At 66.8% G+C, this 15,029-nt stretch carries 15 protein-coding genes; 7 read left to right on the top strand and 8 right to left on the bottom strand.

Annotated elements, in window-relative coordinates:
• The first annotated feature begins 138 nt into the window (after nucleotides 1-138).
• From ACIQ7H_RS05120 to ACIQ7H_RS05110, 3 genes are all read left to right on the top strand, one after another.
• Entirely contained in the window at nucleotides 139-1,182 is a 1,044-nt protein-coding gene (locus tag ACIQ7H_RS05120) for a helix-turn-helix domain-containing protein (RefSeq protein ID WP_395789059.1), read from the top strand.
• A gap of 330 nt (nucleotides 1,183-1,512) precedes the next feature.
• A complete protein-coding gene (locus tag ACIQ7H_RS05115; protein ID WP_395789057.1) occupies nucleotides 1,513-2,007 on the top strand; it encodes a hypothetical protein in 495 nt (164 codons plus the stop codon).
• Complete coding sequence (locus ACIQ7H_RS05110) at nucleotides 2,004-2,486, top strand: hypothetical protein (protein ID WP_395789055.1); 483 nt, start codon at nucleotides 2,004-2,006, stop codon at nucleotides 2,484-2,486. The genes ACIQ7H_RS05115 and ACIQ7H_RS05110 overlap by 4 nt, the downstream gene beginning before the upstream one ends.
• A 341-nt stretch (nucleotides 2,487-2,827) precedes the next feature.
• Here the strand turns inward: ACIQ7H_RS05110 and ACIQ7H_RS05105 are convergent, their stop codons facing one another.
• From ACIQ7H_RS05105 to ACIQ7H_RS05095, 3 genes are all read right to left on the bottom strand, one after another.
• Nucleotides 2,828-3,418: a lysophospholipid acyltransferase family protein gene (locus ACIQ7H_RS05105; RefSeq protein WP_395789053.1), complete on the bottom strand. Its 591-nt coding sequence runs from the start codon at nucleotides 3,416-3,418 to the stop codon at nucleotides 2,828-2,830.
• The gene (arfB, locus tag ACIQ7H_RS05100; protein ID WP_395789051.1) at nucleotides 3,418-3,843 is read right to left on the bottom strand and encodes an alternative ribosome rescue aminoacyl-tRNA hydrolase ArfB; all 426 of its coding nucleotides are present in this window, start codon (nucleotides 3,841-3,843) and stop codon (nucleotides 3,418-3,420) included. The genes ACIQ7H_RS05105 and arfB overlap by 1 nt, the downstream gene beginning before the upstream one ends.
• Before the next feature lie 139 nt (nucleotides 3,844-3,982).
• Nucleotides 3,983-4,702, bottom strand: a complete 720-nt coding sequence (locus ACIQ7H_RS05095; protein ID WP_395789049.1) for a pseudouridine synthase — start codon at nucleotides 4,700-4,702, stop codon at nucleotides 3,983-3,985.
• Nucleotides 4,703-4,776: 74 nt separating this feature from the next.
• Between ACIQ7H_RS05095 and hemF the strand changes: the two genes are divergently transcribed.
• The gene (gene hemF, locus ACIQ7H_RS05090; protein WP_395789047.1) at nucleotides 4,777-5,715 is read left to right on the top strand and encodes an oxygen-dependent coproporphyrinogen oxidase; all 939 of its coding nucleotides are present in this window, start codon (nucleotides 4,777-4,779) and stop codon (nucleotides 5,713-5,715) included.
• Nucleotides 5,716-6,307: 592 nt separating this feature from the next.
• Here hemF and polA read toward each other — a convergent pair.
• Complete coding sequence (polA, locus tag ACIQ7H_RS05085) at nucleotides 6,308-9,040, bottom strand: DNA polymerase I (protein WP_395789045.1); 2,733 nt, start codon at nucleotides 9,038-9,040, stop codon at nucleotides 6,308-6,310.
• Between the two features lie 97 nt (nucleotides 9,041-9,137).
• Here polA and ACIQ7H_RS05080 point away from each other — a divergent pair, with 97 nt between their 5' ends.
• The 3 genes from ACIQ7H_RS05080 (at nucleotide 9,138) to ACIQ7H_RS05070 (ending at nucleotide 11,567) form a co-directional block, all read left to right on the top strand.
• On the top strand, nucleotides 9,138-9,476 hold the full coding sequence (locus ACIQ7H_RS05080) for a DUF2782 domain-containing protein (RefSeq protein WP_395789043.1): 339 nt from the start codon (nucleotides 9,138-9,140) through the stop codon (nucleotides 9,474-9,476).
• A 112-nt stretch (nucleotides 9,477-9,588) separates the two neighbouring features.
• Nucleotides 9,589-10,197, top strand: a complete 609-nt coding sequence (locus ACIQ7H_RS05075; protein ID WP_395789041.1) for a TRAP transporter small permease subunit — start codon at nucleotides 9,589-9,591, stop codon at nucleotides 10,195-10,197.
• Nucleotides 10,194-11,567 (top strand): TRAP transporter large permease subunit, encoded by a 1,374-nt coding sequence (locus ACIQ7H_RS05070; RefSeq protein WP_395789039.1) that lies wholly within the window; start codon nucleotides 10,194-10,196, stop codon nucleotides 11,565-11,567. Before ACIQ7H_RS05075 ends, ACIQ7H_RS05070 begins: the two co-directional genes overlap by 4 nt.
• A 165-nt stretch (nucleotides 11,568-11,732) precedes the next feature.
• Here the strand turns inward: ACIQ7H_RS05070 and ACIQ7H_RS05065 are convergent, their stop codons facing one another.
• The 4 genes from ACIQ7H_RS05065 to ACIQ7H_RS05050 all read right to left on the bottom strand — a co-directional run bounded on the left by ACIQ7H_RS05065 (nucleotide 11,733) and on the right by ACIQ7H_RS05050 (nucleotide 14,655).
• Nucleotides 11,733-12,593 (bottom strand): ParB/RepB/Spo0J family partition protein, encoded by an 861-nt coding sequence (locus tag ACIQ7H_RS05065; RefSeq protein ID WP_395789037.1) that lies wholly within the window; start codon nucleotides 12,591-12,593, stop codon nucleotides 11,733-11,735.
• Nucleotides 12,590-13,396 carry a ParA family protein gene (locus tag ACIQ7H_RS05060; RefSeq protein ID WP_395789035.1) on the bottom strand — a complete coding sequence of 269 codons (807 nt, stop codon included), beginning with the start codon at nucleotides 13,394-13,396 and terminating at the stop codon, nucleotides 12,590-12,592. Before ACIQ7H_RS05060 ends, ACIQ7H_RS05065 begins: the two co-directional genes overlap by 4 nt.
• Nucleotides 13,397-13,455: 59 nt before the next feature.
• Nucleotides 13,456-14,103, bottom strand: coding sequence for a 16S rRNA (guanine(527)-N(7))-methyltransferase RsmG (rsmG, locus tag ACIQ7H_RS05055; protein WP_395789034.1), 648 nt, complete (start codon nucleotides 14,101-14,103; stop codon nucleotides 13,456-13,458).
• A 102-nt stretch (nucleotides 14,104-14,205) separates the two neighbouring features.
• Nucleotides 14,206-14,655, bottom strand: a complete 450-nt coding sequence (locus tag ACIQ7H_RS05050; RefSeq protein ID WP_395789032.1) for an SPFH domain-containing protein — start codon at nucleotides 14,653-14,655, stop codon at nucleotides 14,206-14,208.
• Nucleotides 14,656-15,029 lie beyond the last annotated feature (374 nt).

Genomic DNA, 15,029 nt, shown 5'->3' with positions numbered 1-15,029 from the left:
GACCCACGCACTTTCGGATCGTAGCCGGGCGCACCGCCAAAACCGGTGCGCTCGCGGCCTGATCGATATCCCCAAGGCTGGCGCTTGCTGGCAGACCGACGCAGACTCGCGGTCGCCCTCACTGACCTGCCGCGCCGCATGTTTGAACTGCTCCCCCTGCTGGTCGGCTTCTCGATCGGCGCCGCCCTGCTGCTGACGCTGGCCTTCGCCACCGCCTATCGCGATCTCGAACTGCCCTGGCAATCGCGCGTCGCCGGCTACGTGATGCTGGCCGGGCTGGCGCACACCCAATGGGGTCATCTGGAGATCGCGACCTCGACCGCGCCGATGCCGCTGTCGCGCGGGTACGTGCTGGTGTTGTTTCTGCAGTCGCTGGGCTTCTACTGGCTGCTGCTGGGCGCGCTGCGGCCCGCGGATCAATGGCGGCGCTGGGAATGGACGCTGCCGCTGGCGGTGCTGATCGCAGGTGCACTCGTACCGCTGCCCTGGGCAATGCCGCTGGCGTTGGGCATCGGCACCGGCTTCGCCCTGCATCTGGCGAGCCTGCTGTATCGGCTGCGCGCACTGCGCCGCTGGTTCCGCTTGGAGCTGCCGGTGGTGCTGCTGTTCGCATTGATGGGCGCCCTGATCGCCGCGGCCGGGCTGTGGGCACCGTTCGGGCTCGGCTGGGCGCTGTACGCGCAGGTCTACGCCGGGCTGATCGCGCTTGGCTTCATCGGCGTGCTGTGGCTGCTGCTGGCGGTGCCGGATGTCGCCAGCAAGACTCGGGAGGCCGTGGCGCAAAGCTACGCACAGAGCACCCTCGGCCGGATCGATATCGAGGCCAAACTGGCCGAACTGCGGCGCTTGTTCGACTCAGAACGCATCCATCGCGACGAAAGCTTGAGCCTGGCCCGGGTTGCCGAGCTGATGGAGCTGTCCACTCACCAGCTGTCGGAGCTGGTCAATACGCGGCTGCAGGTGGGTTTCTCCAGGCTGGTCCGGCAGGCGCGGGTGCGCGATGCCCAGCGCATGCTGATCGAGGAGCCCAAAGCGTCGGTGCTGTCGGTCGGCCTGGCGGTCGGCTTCGCCTCGCAGTCGACCTTCTACGTCGCGTTCAAGGAGGAGCTCGGCGTGGTGCCGGGGCAGTTCCGGAAGCAGACGCAGCGTACGCAGACCACCGAGATCCAAGCGAGCCCGTAGGTTGGGTCTTGACCCACCGAACCCGGTTCCTCCCCATCGGTGCTGGCATTCCGATCCCGCGCACAGGTGATGTCGCCCCGATACCGACGCCGGCTAGGGTGCGGGGCGCGCCTCCGGGGTGGTCCAGGCTTTGCGGTGCGCCGCAAGCGCCTCACCTTCTGGCGGCTCAGAGCCGGCTCACCTCGGCAAGCATTCGGCTGCGGTGGGCCAAAACCCACCCAATGGCTGCGGGATGATCAATCCGGAAGTCTGCAAGCCATTGATTCGTAGCGCCTGAAAGCCCTGCATGTTCCGGCGTGATCGATCCGGAAGCGGCGGCGGTGGGTGCCCGTGGAATCTGTGGACCACTTCCACAACGAGGGTCCCACCATGCTCAGCCTTGGAGATTTCGTCGCCACCCATGTGGCCTATGCGGTCTATCTGCTCACCTCGATCGGGCTCACCATCTGGGTGGCGCGCGCGCTTTCATCCAGCGGCGAGATGTTCCTGATCCGCTGCTTCGGCCAAGATGAAGAGCTGGCGCGCAGCACCAATCGCCTGCTGGTGATCGGCTTCTATCTCGTCAACCTCGGTTTCGTCTGCTATCGCCTGGCCGGCTGGAACGCCGGCCCCGTCGAGCTGGTGCCAGCGGTTGGATCGAGGGTGGGCGTCACCCTGCTGGTGCTCGGCGGCATGCATTTCTTCAACATGGCGATGATCGCGAGGCTGGGCCACACCGTGAACCGCTGGGTGCGGACGCAGCGCCAGATGGAGGCAGCGGATGCCTTGGCGTCGGCCGCGCAGCCGCCGGAGCTGCCGCGGGGGTTTCTGGAGCCGCGGGCGTGATCGGCGGCGAGCTTGCGCGGGTGCAGATCGGCGCGGCTGGCGATGATTCGCTGTTCGAGCGCGTCTCGCAGCTCCGCTACAGCGAGCTGCTCAGGCGCTGCATCCGGGCCACGTCGGTTTCCGTATTCAGCAGCCCGATGGCTGTAAGCCTGGTGCTGGGGCCGTTCTGGTTCATGTCCGCGGGCATGCCCTTGAGCTGGGAGTGGCTGCTGCTGCCGCTGGCCGCGCTCAAGGTTGGAATCGTCGCCGCGCTGATCGGCATCCTGCCGGCACTGCTGATGTGCGCGCCGCTGTGGGCCCTGCTGCTGCGCTGGCGCGCAGGCGATGTGATCAGCTTCGCCGGCGTTGGTGCTCTGCCCGGAATACTGCTGATGGCCTGGGAGTCGGAAGTCGGTATCGCCTTTCTGCTCTACGGCGTTCCGGCCAGCGCGATGTGCTGGTGGCTTCTTAAGCGCTGGCTACGTTCCGACGGCGTTTGAAGGCTCGACTGGCGCAGACGCATCGAGCCGTTTCGAACACTGCAGCATCCCTCTGTACACAGTCCCTACAAACCCGCAACAAACCCGCAACTGAAGGAACCGGGCCAAGCCCGTAGTCTGTGCAACATCAAGCGCGGCCACCCAAGGCGGCGCGACAGTTCAGGCCTTTGCGCCCTTGTGGGTGCGGCCGACGGGGCCCGGGCGTTCCGGGCGGGTGGTGCAGGTTTGTATTCTTCCGTGTGTGTCGGTGTTCTCTGCGCCCGGTTCGCTTGTGCGAATCGGGCGTTTTCTTTTGAGCTTCGGTGGGTGCCGAACGGCTCGCGAACACTCGGCAGGCACGCTTACAGGGTACCGCGGCGCTTGCCCAGCCACGGCGCGTAGAACGCGCGGATACGCGCCATGTCGTCTTCCAGTGAGGCGGTGGTCTGCACTAGCGGGCCGATGCCGATGATGCGTTCGGGGTAGTGGAAGTAGACGCACAGCACCGGCACATCGGCGGCGCGGGCGATGCGCCAGAAGCCGGATTTCCAGTGTTCAACGCGGCGACGGGTGCCCTCCGGCGCCAGCGCCACCCACAGACGCGGGTGCGCGCGGTAGCGCGCTGCGACCTGCTCGACCACGCCTTCGGTGCTGGCACGATTGACCGGAAAGCCGCCCAGCTTGCGCAGCAGCCAACCCAGCGGCCCGCGGAACAGCTCGCGCTTGCCCATGAAGGCGACATCGAGACCCAGCGCCAGCTTGAGCCCGATGGCCCAGATCGCGTCCCAACCGGACGAATGCGGCGCAACGATGATGATCATGCGCTCGACGTCGGGGAACTCGCCGGTCACACGCCAGCCGCCCAGGCGCAGCACGCAGCGACCGATCCAGCGTGACGCCGGCCCGCCATTGCGCGGTGCGCTGGCAGGCAGCGGCGGGTGCAGGCTGCGCATCAGTCGTAGTCCACTTCTCGCGAGGCGCGCTGGCGTTTGACGCCGGCGCGTTCGCGCTTGCTGATCAGGCGGCGCTCCTGCGCGCCGCGGCTGGGCTTGGTCGCGATGCGCGGCTTCGGCGGCTTCAGCACCGCGAGGATCAAGTTCAGCAGGCGTTCGCGAGCGTCCTCACGGTTGCGGTCCTGACTGCGGAAGCGCTGAGCCTGGATGATGATCACGCCGTCGGCGGTGATGCGCGAATCGCGCCGCGCCAGCAAACGGGTGCGCAGGGCCTCGGGCAGGGCCGGTGAGTTCAATGCATCGAAGCGCAGCTCGACCGCGGTCGCGACCTTGTTGACGTTCTGCCCGCCCGGGCCGGACGAACGCACGAAGCGCTCTTCGAGCTCCTCATCAGGAATGGCGATCGAGGGGGTGATGCGCAGCACGGGGCGGGCCTGGGGACTCGTATGGGCGGCGATTGTAGTGGGGTTGGGGATTCACCGCCGTGGGCGTGGTCGGTGGGCTACGAACAGGAGGGTTCGGGTGCGTCCGGCAGTTCGCTTGCGTGTCGCGCACGGCGAGCGCTCAGACCTCCACGCCCTGCAGCGCATCCAGCCAACCAAAGCCCTCCAGCAGCCGGGTGAACTCGGCATCCAGGCCCGCGGTGAGCGTCATCCGCGTGCCCAGCGCAGGATGTTCGAAGCTGAGTTTGAACGCGTGCAGCAGCATGCGATGGGTGCGGTACTCGACCCGGAACAGCCGGTTGTGGCGGCCGTCGCCGTGGCTGGTGTCGCCGATCAGGTGGTGGTGGATGTGTTTCAGGTGCCGACGCAGCTGGCGGTAGCGGCCGGTCTCGGGTTCGATCGCCAACAGGCTGTAGCGCGCGGTTTCGAAGCCGCTCATCGCGTGTGGCAGTTCGACCGTGGCCAGCCGCGTGTAGTGGCTGAGTGCGGGCTTGGGTTCGGGCTTGCCGGGCGCGTCCAGGGGGTGTTCGATGCTGCCGGCCTCGTCTGTCCAGCCACGCACCACCGCGAGGTAGCTCTTGCGCACGCTGCGGCCCATGAACTGTTCGCCCAGCGCGGCTGCGGTGGGTTTGTCGAACGCCAGCAGCAACGCGCCGCTGGTGGCGCGGTCCAGCCGATGCGCGAGGTAGCAGCGCTGGCCGAGCTGTTCGCGCAATTGATCCAGCAGGAAACGATCTTCATGCGCGGCGATCTGGCTGCGATGGGCAAGCAGACCGGCCGGTTTATTGACCACCGCCAGCGACGCGTCGCGATACAGCAGCTCAAGCGGAGCATCAGACATGGGCGGGCACGGCCGGCAAGGAAATTCGGCCGGCTATCATGCCCGAAGCTTCCGACCACTCAGCGAGTTCAAGCATGCAGCCGATCGACACCGTGGCCGACTACCTGCGCGGCCTGCAGGACCGTATCTGCGCCGCCATTGAAGGCGTCGATGGCGGCGCCCGCTTCAAGCAGGACGACTGGCTGCGCGCCGAGGGCGGCGGTGGCCGCACCCGCGTGCTCAGCGAGGGCGCCGTGTTCGAGCAGGCCGGCATCGGCTTCTCCGATGTGTCCGGCGAACGCCTGCCGCCGTCGGCCAGCGCCGCGCGGCCCGAACTCGCCGGCGCCTCGTGGCGCGCGGTCGGGGTGTCGCTGGTGTTCCATCCGCGCAATCCGTACATCCCGACCACCCACGCCAACGTGCGCCACTTCCGCGCGATCCGCGATGGCGAAGTGGTGGGCTGGTGGTTCGGCGGTGGTTTCGATCTGACGCCGTTCTATCCCTTCGATGAGGACGTGCTGCACTGGCACCGCAGTGCGCGCGCGCTGTGCGAGCCGTTTGGCGGCGAGGCGCGCTATGCCGCGCACAAGCGCTGGTGCGACGAGTACTTCTTCCTCAAGCACCGCGGCGAGACCCGCGGCGTCGGCGGCTTGTTCTTCGATGACCTGCACGAGGATTTCGACCGCGACTTCAGCTATCTGCAGGCGGTCGGTGATGGCTTTCTCGATGCCTATCTACCGATCGTCGAACGCCGCCGCGACACGCCGTTCGGCGAGCGCGAACGCGAGTTCCAGCTGTACCGGCGCGGCCGCTATGTGGAGTTCAACCTGGTCTGGGATCGCGGCACCCTGTTCGGCCTGCAGAGCGGCGGCCGCACCGAATCGATCCTGATGAGCCTGCCGCCGCGGGTGCGCTTCGAGTATGGCTACCAGCCCGAACCGGGTAGCGCCGAGGCACGGCTGGGTGACTACTTGCGGCCGCGGGAGTGGATGTCGGAGCCGGAAATCGGGAATCAGGAGTCGGGAATCGGATAAGCCGGGCGCGCGGCGAGCGCGCCCGATTCTCGCGCCCTGGCAGGCGCTTGCGACCTCTGAGCTTCAAACGATTCCCGACTACCGACCCCCCATTCCCGGCCCAGACAACAAAAACCCCGGGACTGAGGGGGCAGTCCCGGGGTCGGGTGCGGCGGGCGAGGGGGGCGCCCGAAACCGCTACGATTCACTCGAGGGGGAGGGAGTGAACCTTCAACAGTGGCGTTGCACCACCGGGATCAGAGATTGCGTCCGGCGGCTGGAGTTCAAGCAGCAACCCGATTCTGTTCAGCACGGCTTTAGCCAAGGCAGGCTGAGGCAACGGGCGTAGGCTTTCCCAGCGCACAAATAAAACGCCCCGAGAGCCGGGGGGAGCTCTCGGGGCTTGGGGGCCGGAAGGGGGTCGGGGGGAACCGCACCTTCCGTGTATTCACTCAAGGGGGAGGGAGTGAATCAGACCGGCGTTGCGCCAGTCGTGAGGCAGAGTCTACGGATCCAATCTGAAACTCTCGTGACTGTCGCCGAAACGATTGCGCACAATTAAAACTGCGTTCAGTTTGAGCTTCGACAGCGGCGCCAAACCACGCACGCAAGCTCAGTGCGCTTCATCCCAGTTCGCGCCGACGCCCGAATCCACCACCAGCGGCACCCGCAGCTGCACTGCGCCCTGCATGCGCTGCGTAGCCTCGGCCACCAGCGTATCGACGAAGTCTTCGGCGCACTCGAACACCAGTTCGTCGTGGACCTGCAGCACCATCTGCGCCTGGCTCTGGCGACCCTTGAGCCAGGCGTGCAGGTCGAGCATGGCGCGCTTGATGATGTCGGCCGCACTGCCCTGCATCGGCGCGTTCACGGCGGCACGCTCCGCGCCGGCGCGCAGGCCCTGCTGGCGGGCGTGAATGTCGTTCAGGTACAGCCGGCGGCCGAACACGGTTTCGACGTAGCCGTATTCACGCGCCTGCTGGCGAACGCGCTCCATATAGCCCTGCACGCCTGGATAGCGGGCGAAATACAGCGCGATGTAGTCCTGCGCTTCGCCGCGGTCGATACCAAGCTGCTTGGCCAGGCCGAACGCGCTCATGCCGTACATCAGGCCGAAGTTGATCGCCTTGGCGGCGCGGCGCTGATCGGCGCCGACATCTTCCAGTGGCAGGCCGAACACCTCGGCCGCGGTGGCGCGATGCACATCCTGGCCGCCGGCGAAGGCCGACAGCAGGCCGGGGTCTTCGGACAGATGGGCCATGATCCGCAGCTCGATTTGCGAGTAGTCGCAGGCGACGATGCGCCGGCCCGGTGGAGCGATGAAGGCGCGGCGGATGCGTCGACCGTCTTCGGTGCGGATCGGGATGTTCTGCAGGTTCGGGTCCGATGACGACAATCGACCGGTGGCAGCACCGGTCTGGTGAAAGCTGGTGTGGACGCGGCCGGTGCGGGTGTTGATCGCCTCGGGCAGTTTCTCGGTATAGGTGCCGCGCAGCTTGGCCAGGCCGCGGTAGTCAAGGATCAGTTTGGGCAGTTCGTGGCGATCAGCAATCGCCTCCAGCGCCTCTTCATTGGTGCTGGGCGCTCCGCCGGGCGTCTTGACCAGCGCCGGCAGGCCGAGCTCATCGAACAGCAGGGCGCCGAGCTGCTTGGGCGAATCAAGATTGAAGGCGCGCCCGGCCAGCTCGAAGCCCTGCTTCTGCAGCTCCAGCATGCGGCGGCCCAAGTCCTGGCTTTGCCGGCGCAGCTCGTCGGCGTCGATCAGCACGCCGACGGCCTCGATGTCGGCCAGCACCTGCACCAGCGGCAGCTCGATCTCGGCGTAGACCTTGGCCAAGCTGGGCTCGGCCTGCAGGCGCGGCCACAGCGTCCGATGCAGGCGCAGGGTGATGTCGGCGTCTTCGGCCGAGTAGTCGCGGGCGAGGTCGAGGTCGACGTCGGCGAACGAGATTTGCTTGGCGCCCTTGCCGGCGACCTCGCTGTAGGCGATCGGCGTGTAGCCGAGGTAATTCTTGGCCAGCGAATCCATGTCGTGACGGCTGGCGGTGGAGTTCAGCACGAAGCTCTCCAGCATGCTGTCGTGCTGCAGGCCGCGCACCTCAATGCCGTGTTCGCGCAGCACATGGATGTCGTACTTGGCGTTCTGCGCCAGCTTCGGGCGCGTCGGATCCTCCAGTACCGGACGCAGACGCTCCAGCACCAGGCTACGATCGAGCTGGGCCGGAGCACCCGGATAGCGATGGGCCAGCGGCAGGTACACGGCCGCGCCAGCACGAGTGGCGAAGGCGAGCCCGACCAGCTCGGCGCGCAGGGCATCCAGGCTGGTGGTTTCGGTATCGAAGCAGATCAACTCCGCTGCTTCGAGCTCGGCCACCAGCGCATCGAGCTCGGCCTCGCTCAGGATCAGTCGATACAGGCCGCGTTCCTGCGCCAGCGCATCCGGTGACGGCATCGCGGTGGCGACCGAGGTGCCGACCGCGGGCTTCGAGGCACTGCCGCCATTGCCGGTTTCGAGATCGCGCAGCGCGGCATTGAAGCCGTAGCGCGCGTATAGCGCTTTCAAGGCATCCACATCGCGCGCGCGCAGCTGCAGCTCGCGCGGGCCGCGGTCCAGCGCGACATCGGTGACGATGGTGGTGAGCTGACGATTCAGCGGCAGGCGCGGCAGCGCGGCGCGCAGGTTTTCGCCAACCTTGCCGCCGATCTTGTCGGCCGCGGCGATCACGCCATCGAGGCTGCCGTACTCGGCCAACCACTTGGCCGCGGTCTTCGGCCCGCATTTTTCAACGCCGGGAATGTTGTCGACGCTGTCGCCCATCAGGGCCAGGTAGTCGATGATCTGATCGGCGCGCACGCCGAACTTCTCGACCACACCGGCGTCGTCCAGGGTGCTGCCGCTCATGGTGTTGACCAGGCTCAGGCCCGGCCGAACCAGCTGGGCGAAATCCTTGTCGGAGGTCGACACCTTGACCTCGATGCCTTCGGCGGCGGCGCGGATGGCCAGGGTGCCGATCACATCGTCGGCTTCAACGCCGGGCACGCGCAGGATCGGAAAGCCCAGCGCCTCGACGATCGCCATCATCGGCTCGATCTGCGCGCGCAGATCGTCGGGCATGGCCTCTCGATGGGCCTTGTAGTCGGGATACAGCTCATCGCGGAAGGTCGGCCCGGAGGCGTCCATCACGAAGGCCGCGTAATCCGGTGCCTCCTTCAGCGTCGAGCGCAGCATGTTGACCACGCCGAACAGGGCACCGGTCGGCTCGCCAGCGGCGTTCGACAAAGGCGGCAGCGCATGGAAGGCGCGGTAGAGATAGCTGGAACCGTCGATCAGGATGAGCTTTTGCATCCGCGGAGTTTAGTCCGCCGCGCTTCCCGCTGCTGCGTGCGCTGGCTATGCTGACGGCGCCCGCGTCGATCTCGATGCCCGCCCCAAGGAGTTCGCCATGCGCCGTCTGACCTGTCTGCTGCTGCTCGCCGCCTTCGCGCAGGGCGCGTCCGCCCAGACCTCGCCGCAGCCGCGCGAAGAACCCCCGCTGCCGCCCAAGGTGCAGACCCCACCAGGCTTCGACGACGCTCCGGTGGTGAACATCCGCCGCGACGAGACCAGCGGCGATGTGATCGAGGAGTACCGTCAGAGCGGCCGCCTCTACCTGGTCAAGGTGACCCCGCAGCGCGGACCCAGCTACCAGCTGCAGGACACCAATGGCGACGGCAAACTCGACACCCACGATTTCGAGGGCAATGTGCGGCCGGTGTATTGGACTCTGTTCGAGTGGAATTGACGACAACGGGCTGATCGCTCCGGTAGATCGACCAGCCCGCCGTGCGCGCGGCTTGGATTGCGAATAGTCGCACCGTGGGCAGCGCCCGCGAAGCCCAATACTTGAGCCCCACGTGATCGATACCCTGCATGACATCGGCCTTTGGACCGGCAACATCCGTCCGCTCGGCATCGCCCTGCCGCTGTGGATGCTGGCCGCAGCGGCTGTGGCGCTGGTGCTGGTGCCGCGCGCGCTGGATGCCGTGGTTGGCGCGCTCGGCAGCCTGCTGACCGCACTGATGCCGATCGTGGTGCTGCTTTGTTTCGGTCTGGTGGCGGCGCGCTATGGCTTTGGCAAGGGCTCGATCGCGGCGCAGGAGGCGATGCTCTCGCTGCATGCGCTGGTATTCATGCTCGGCGCGGCGTTTGCTCTGCAGCACAACCGGCATGTCCGCGTGGATGTGCTGCAGCAGCGCCTGAGTGCGCGCACTCAAGCGTGGATCGAGGCCGGCGGAATGCTGTTGCTGTTGCTGCCGTTCGCGCTGTTCATGCTGTGGATCAGCCTGGACTACGTCGCCGCCAGCTGGCAGATGCAGGAGTCCTCGCGTGAGCCCGGCGGCCTGCCGGGAGTGTATCTGCTCAAAGCGCTGATTCCGGCCGCGGCATGGCTGCTGGCGGTGCAGGCCTTAGCGCTGATGATCCGTGCCGTCCGCACCGCAGTCGCGCCGGCGCCGCAGGCATGAACACGCTGATGGTGGTGATGCTGGTGCTGGGCCTGTGTGCGGGCCTGCTGCTCGGGTTTCCGGTGGCCTTCACCCTGGGCGGCGTGGCGCTGTTGTTCGCGGGTCTGGGCATGCTGTTGGGAGTGTTCGATCCGTCCTTCCTGCAGGCGTTTCCGAACCGCGTGTTCGGGATCATGGGGAACGAAACCCTGCTGGCGGTGCCTCTGTTCGTGTTCATGGGGGTGATGCTGCAGCGCTCGAAGATGGCCGAGGAACTGCTGGAAACCGTGGCCGCGCAGTTCGGCCGCGCGCGCGGTGGACTGGTGCTGGCGGTGCTGGCGGTGGGCGCGCTGCTGGCGGCGTCGACCGGCATCGTCGGTGCAACCGTGGTGACGCTGGGCCTGATCGCCCTGCCGAGCATGCTGCGGCACGGCTACTGCCCGCGTCTGGCCTCGGGCGCGGTGTGCGCATCCGGCACGCTGGGGCAGATCATCCCGCCGTCGGTGGTGCTGGTGCTGCTCGGCGATCAGCTCGGCTCGGCCTATCAGCAGGCACAGCTGAAGCTGGGAAACTTCTCGCCGCAGGTGGTTTCGGTCGGCGATCTGTTCGCCGGTGCGCTGATCCCCGGCCTGCTGTTGGTGCTGATGTACATGGCCTATGTGGTGTGGATTGCCTGGCGCCAACCGCAGCGCGCGCCAGCCATCGACCCGGCCAGCCTGCCGCAGCGCAGCGGGATGCAGATGCTCGCTGCGGTCATTCCGCCGCTGCTGCTGATCATCTGCGTGCTGGGTTCGATCCTGTTCGGCATCGCCACACCGACCGAAGCCGCCGGCGTCGGTGCGGTGGGCGCCAGTCTGCTGGCCTTGATGCGCGGCCAGCTCGACCTCGCCTGCCTGCGCGAGGTCTCGCGCGAGAGCGTGCTGATCACCGCGATGGTGTTCGCGATCCTGCTCGGCGCGGCGCTGTTCGCCTTGGTCTTTCGCGGCTTCGGCGGCGACGATCTGGTGCATGCACTGCTGACCGGGCTGCCCGGCGGCAAATGGGGCGCCGTCATCGCCGTGATGCTGCTGATGTTCGTGCTCGGCTTCGTGCTCGATTTCATCGAGATCGTGTTCGTGGTGGTGCCGATCGTCGCGCCAGTCCTGTTCCTGCTCGGCGTCGATCCGGTCTGGCTGGGCGTGATGATGGCGGTCAATCTGCAGACCAGCTTCCTGACCCCACCCTTCGGCTTCGCCCTGTTCTACCTGCGCGGCGTGGCTCCGCCCGCGCTGACCACCACCGACCTCTACCGAGGCGTGGCGCCCTTCATCGCGCTGCAGCTCCTGCTGCTGTTGCTGATGGCGATCTGGCCGCAGCTGGCAACGTGGCTGCCTGCTTGGCTGGCGGAGTGAAGGGCTGGGAATCGGAAGCGGGGAATCCGGAATGGTCAGAGCGACGGCGTGCGAGGCTCGGCACACGTTCACGCCGCGGCTGCAGGAGATCGCTACAGCGCGAAACAGTCAGGCGGGCGTGATGTCTCAACCATTCCCGATTCCCCACTCCCGATGCTCCGCCTCTCAGCGCCTTATCCGCTCCAGAATTCCTTCCAGCTCATCCACGCTGAAATACTGCACCACCAGCTTGCCGCGACCTCCGCGGCCGTGCTGCACGGCGACCTTGGCGCTCAGCAGTTCGCCGAGTTCGCGCTCGAGGTTCTGGATGTCCGGGTCGGGCTTTTTCGGCACCGGCGGTGGAGCCGCTTCGCCGCGCTGGATGCCCTGCACGCGGCGCTCGATCTCGCGCACCGACCAGCCCTCGTCGGCGGCCTGGCGGGCCAGGGCCTCGGCCTGCGCCGGCGTCAGCGTCAGCAGCGCGCGCGCGTGACCCATTTCAATCCGGCGTGCTTCGACCAGCTTGCGGATGGCTTCCGGCAGCTCCAGCAAACGCAGCAGGTTGCTGACCGCCGCGCGTGAGCGGCCGACGGCCTCGGCAGTCTGCTGATGGGTCAACTGGAACTCGTCGATCAGACGCTGCAGGGCAAGCGCTTCTTCCAGCGGGTTCAGGTCTTCGCGCTGAATGTTCTCGATCAGCGCCATCGCCAGCGCGGCATGGTCGTCGCTCTCGCGTACAACGCAGGGCACTTCGCGCAGCGATGCCAGCTGGGCGGCCCGCCAGCGGCGCTCGCCAGCGATGATCTCGTAGCGGTCGCGTGCGACGGGGCGGACGATGATCGGCTGGATCAGGCCCTGCGCGCGGATCGAGTCCGCCAACTCCTGCAGGCGGTCGGCATCCATATGGCTGCGCGGCTGGTACTTGCCTGGCTGCAGCGACTCGATCGGCAGTTCGCGCAGGCGCTCCGGCTCGCTCGGACTGCGTTCGGCGCCGCCGCCCAGCAGGGCATCGAGGCCCCGGCCAAGGCCGCGTTTCTTGGTGCTCATGGGTTGGGCTCGATCGAGGATGGTTCGGGCGGCATCGCGGCGTGCTTGTCGCGGCGGATCATTTCGCCGGCAAGGCCGAGGTAGGCGATGCTGCCGCGCGAGGTGCGGTCATATTCGATGATGCTCTGGCCGTGGCTGGGCGCCTCGGCCACGCGCACGTTGCGCGGAATCATGGTGCGGAAGACCTTGTCGCCAAAGTGCTGCATCAGCTGCGCCGACACATCGTTGGCCAGATTGTTGCGCACGTCGTACATGGTGCGCAGGATCCCTTCGACTTCGAGCTGTGGGTTCAGCCGCGCCTTCACTGCGCGGATGGTGTCCATCAGCGCCGACAGGCCTTCCAGTGCGAAGTATTCGCACTGCATCGGCACCAGCACCCCATGGGCGGCGGTCAGCGCATTCAGGGTCAGCAGGTTCAACGAGGGTGGACAGTCGATCAGGACGAAGTGGTAGCGGTCGGCAACCGTTGCCAGACATTCCTTCAGACGCTGCTCGCGGGCGAGAGCGTCCATCAGTTTCACTTCGGCCGCGGTCAGGTCGGCATTGCCAGGCAGCACGTCGAAGCCACCTTTGCAGCCGACGATGGCCTTCTCCAGCGGGACCTCTTCCAGCAGCACTTCGCACCCGCTGTACTCGACCTCGCGCTTGTCGACGCCGCAGGCCATGGTGGCATTGCCCTGCGGGTCCATGTCGACCAGCAGCACGCGCTTGCGCGCCTCTGACAGCGCGGCGGCCAGGTTGACCGCCGTGGTGGTCTTGCCGACGCCGCCCTTCTGGTTGGCGATTGCGATGATCCGGGCCATCTGCGCTCCGTGTTCTGCCCACTCTGCGCCGGGGTGTCCGGGGCGCATGCCGTCGCCGCTCATGTCGCTGTCCTCGCCAGCACCAGCAGGTGGCGCTCGCCTGCGACCTCCGGCACCGACAAACGCGCCGAATCCTGCAGCATCCAGCCCGGTGGAAGCGCGGTCAGCTCCTCGGCGGGCCACTGGCCCTTCATCGCCAGCAGCCTGCCCTCGGCCTTCAACAGATGACCGCCAAAGGCGATCAGCTGGGCAAGACTACCCAAGGCGCGTGCGGAGAGACAGTCGTAGTTGGCAGGCTCGTCGAGCTGTTCGCCGCGACAGGCGTGCACGCGCACATTGTCCAGTTTGAGCTGGCGCACCACTTCGCGCAGAAAGCGCGCCTTCTTGCCGACGGGTTCGACCAGGCTGACCTGCAGCTGCGGCCGCGCTATCGCCAGCGGAATACCGGGAAGGCCGGCGCCACTGCCGATGTCGACCAGTGAATCACCGCTCAGATATGGCAACACGCTCAAAGAATCCAGCAGGTGCAGGCCGAGCATCTGCTCGGGGTCGCGGACTGCGGTCAGGTTGTAGGCACCGTTCCACTGCAGCAGCAGGGCCAGATAGCCCAGCAATGGCTGATCAAGCGCGACGGGCAAACCCAGCGGCAGCAGCCCTTCGCGAAGACGGGGTGCGAGCGCGGCGATGGCGGCAGGTAGGGCTGTCAATTGCGTGGGTGCGCCGTGAACGGGGGCGCAAGTATCGGCAGGGGGCACCCCTTACGCAAACACTCCGACCGCCAGGCCGCTCGTCGTCAGGAGACGGCGGCGCTAAAGGCCGGCCGGCAGAATGCAGCGAACGACGTGCAGGCCGCGGCCGGCGAGCAGGCCATTCAGCTGTTGGCGGAAGCGTTGATCGCGCTTGGTGTCGGCCGATTCGCTTGCCGAAATCTGTCCCAGTGCTTCTCCCGCCGTGCGTGCAACCAGCTGATCGATGGACTCGATGGCGGCACCGGACTGGCGTGGGTCCAGAATCTGGTAGTAGACCGCGCCTTCGCGGCTGCCATCACCCACAGGTACCGCATGTCCGATCAGGCTGACGCGCTGGCCGATCCGCTCGATCATCGGCAGCACGAAGCCGAAGCCTGGCGGCAGCGTGCGCACGTAGCGACCGAACCGGTGCACGGTGTAGGCGCTGCCTTCCGGCACCCGTCGGACACCCGCCACGACGGCCAGCACGAACAGGGCGGCCAGGATGAGGGAGGGGGCAACAATGCTCACGGCTTCAGTGCTTTGTGTTGGATTTCGAGAAAAACTGTGAAGAAGTGCACACAAGCCACTAACGACACAGAGATTAACGCGAAAGTTACAAGCTTGGCCCCCAACAGACAGTGAACCCGTGAGCACTTGCGGCGAACCGCGTCAACGCACTCGCGATTTCGACCGACCTGCAGCTCCCCGGACGCTTAACCAAACACAACGGCGCTCACAGATCGGGTTTCATCGTCAACAAGGCCATGGCAGCGTGCTCGCTTGTAAGCGTCCGCCCACCTCACCTACCTTCCTTACCTGATTCTCCCGACCGTCTCCGGTTTCCCCAACGGAGGACCGGTCGATGGCGTGTTCGGAGGCGTGGCGGTGGCGGGCGCATGTGC

Source organism: Aquimonas sp., from assembly GCF_044377145.1.
In the GTDB taxonomy this organism is placed as follows: domain Bacteria; phylum Pseudomonadota; class Gammaproteobacteria; order Xanthomonadales; family Xanthomonadaceae; genus Aquimonas.
This window is presented reverse-complemented; position numbering and strand designations above follow the sequence as displayed.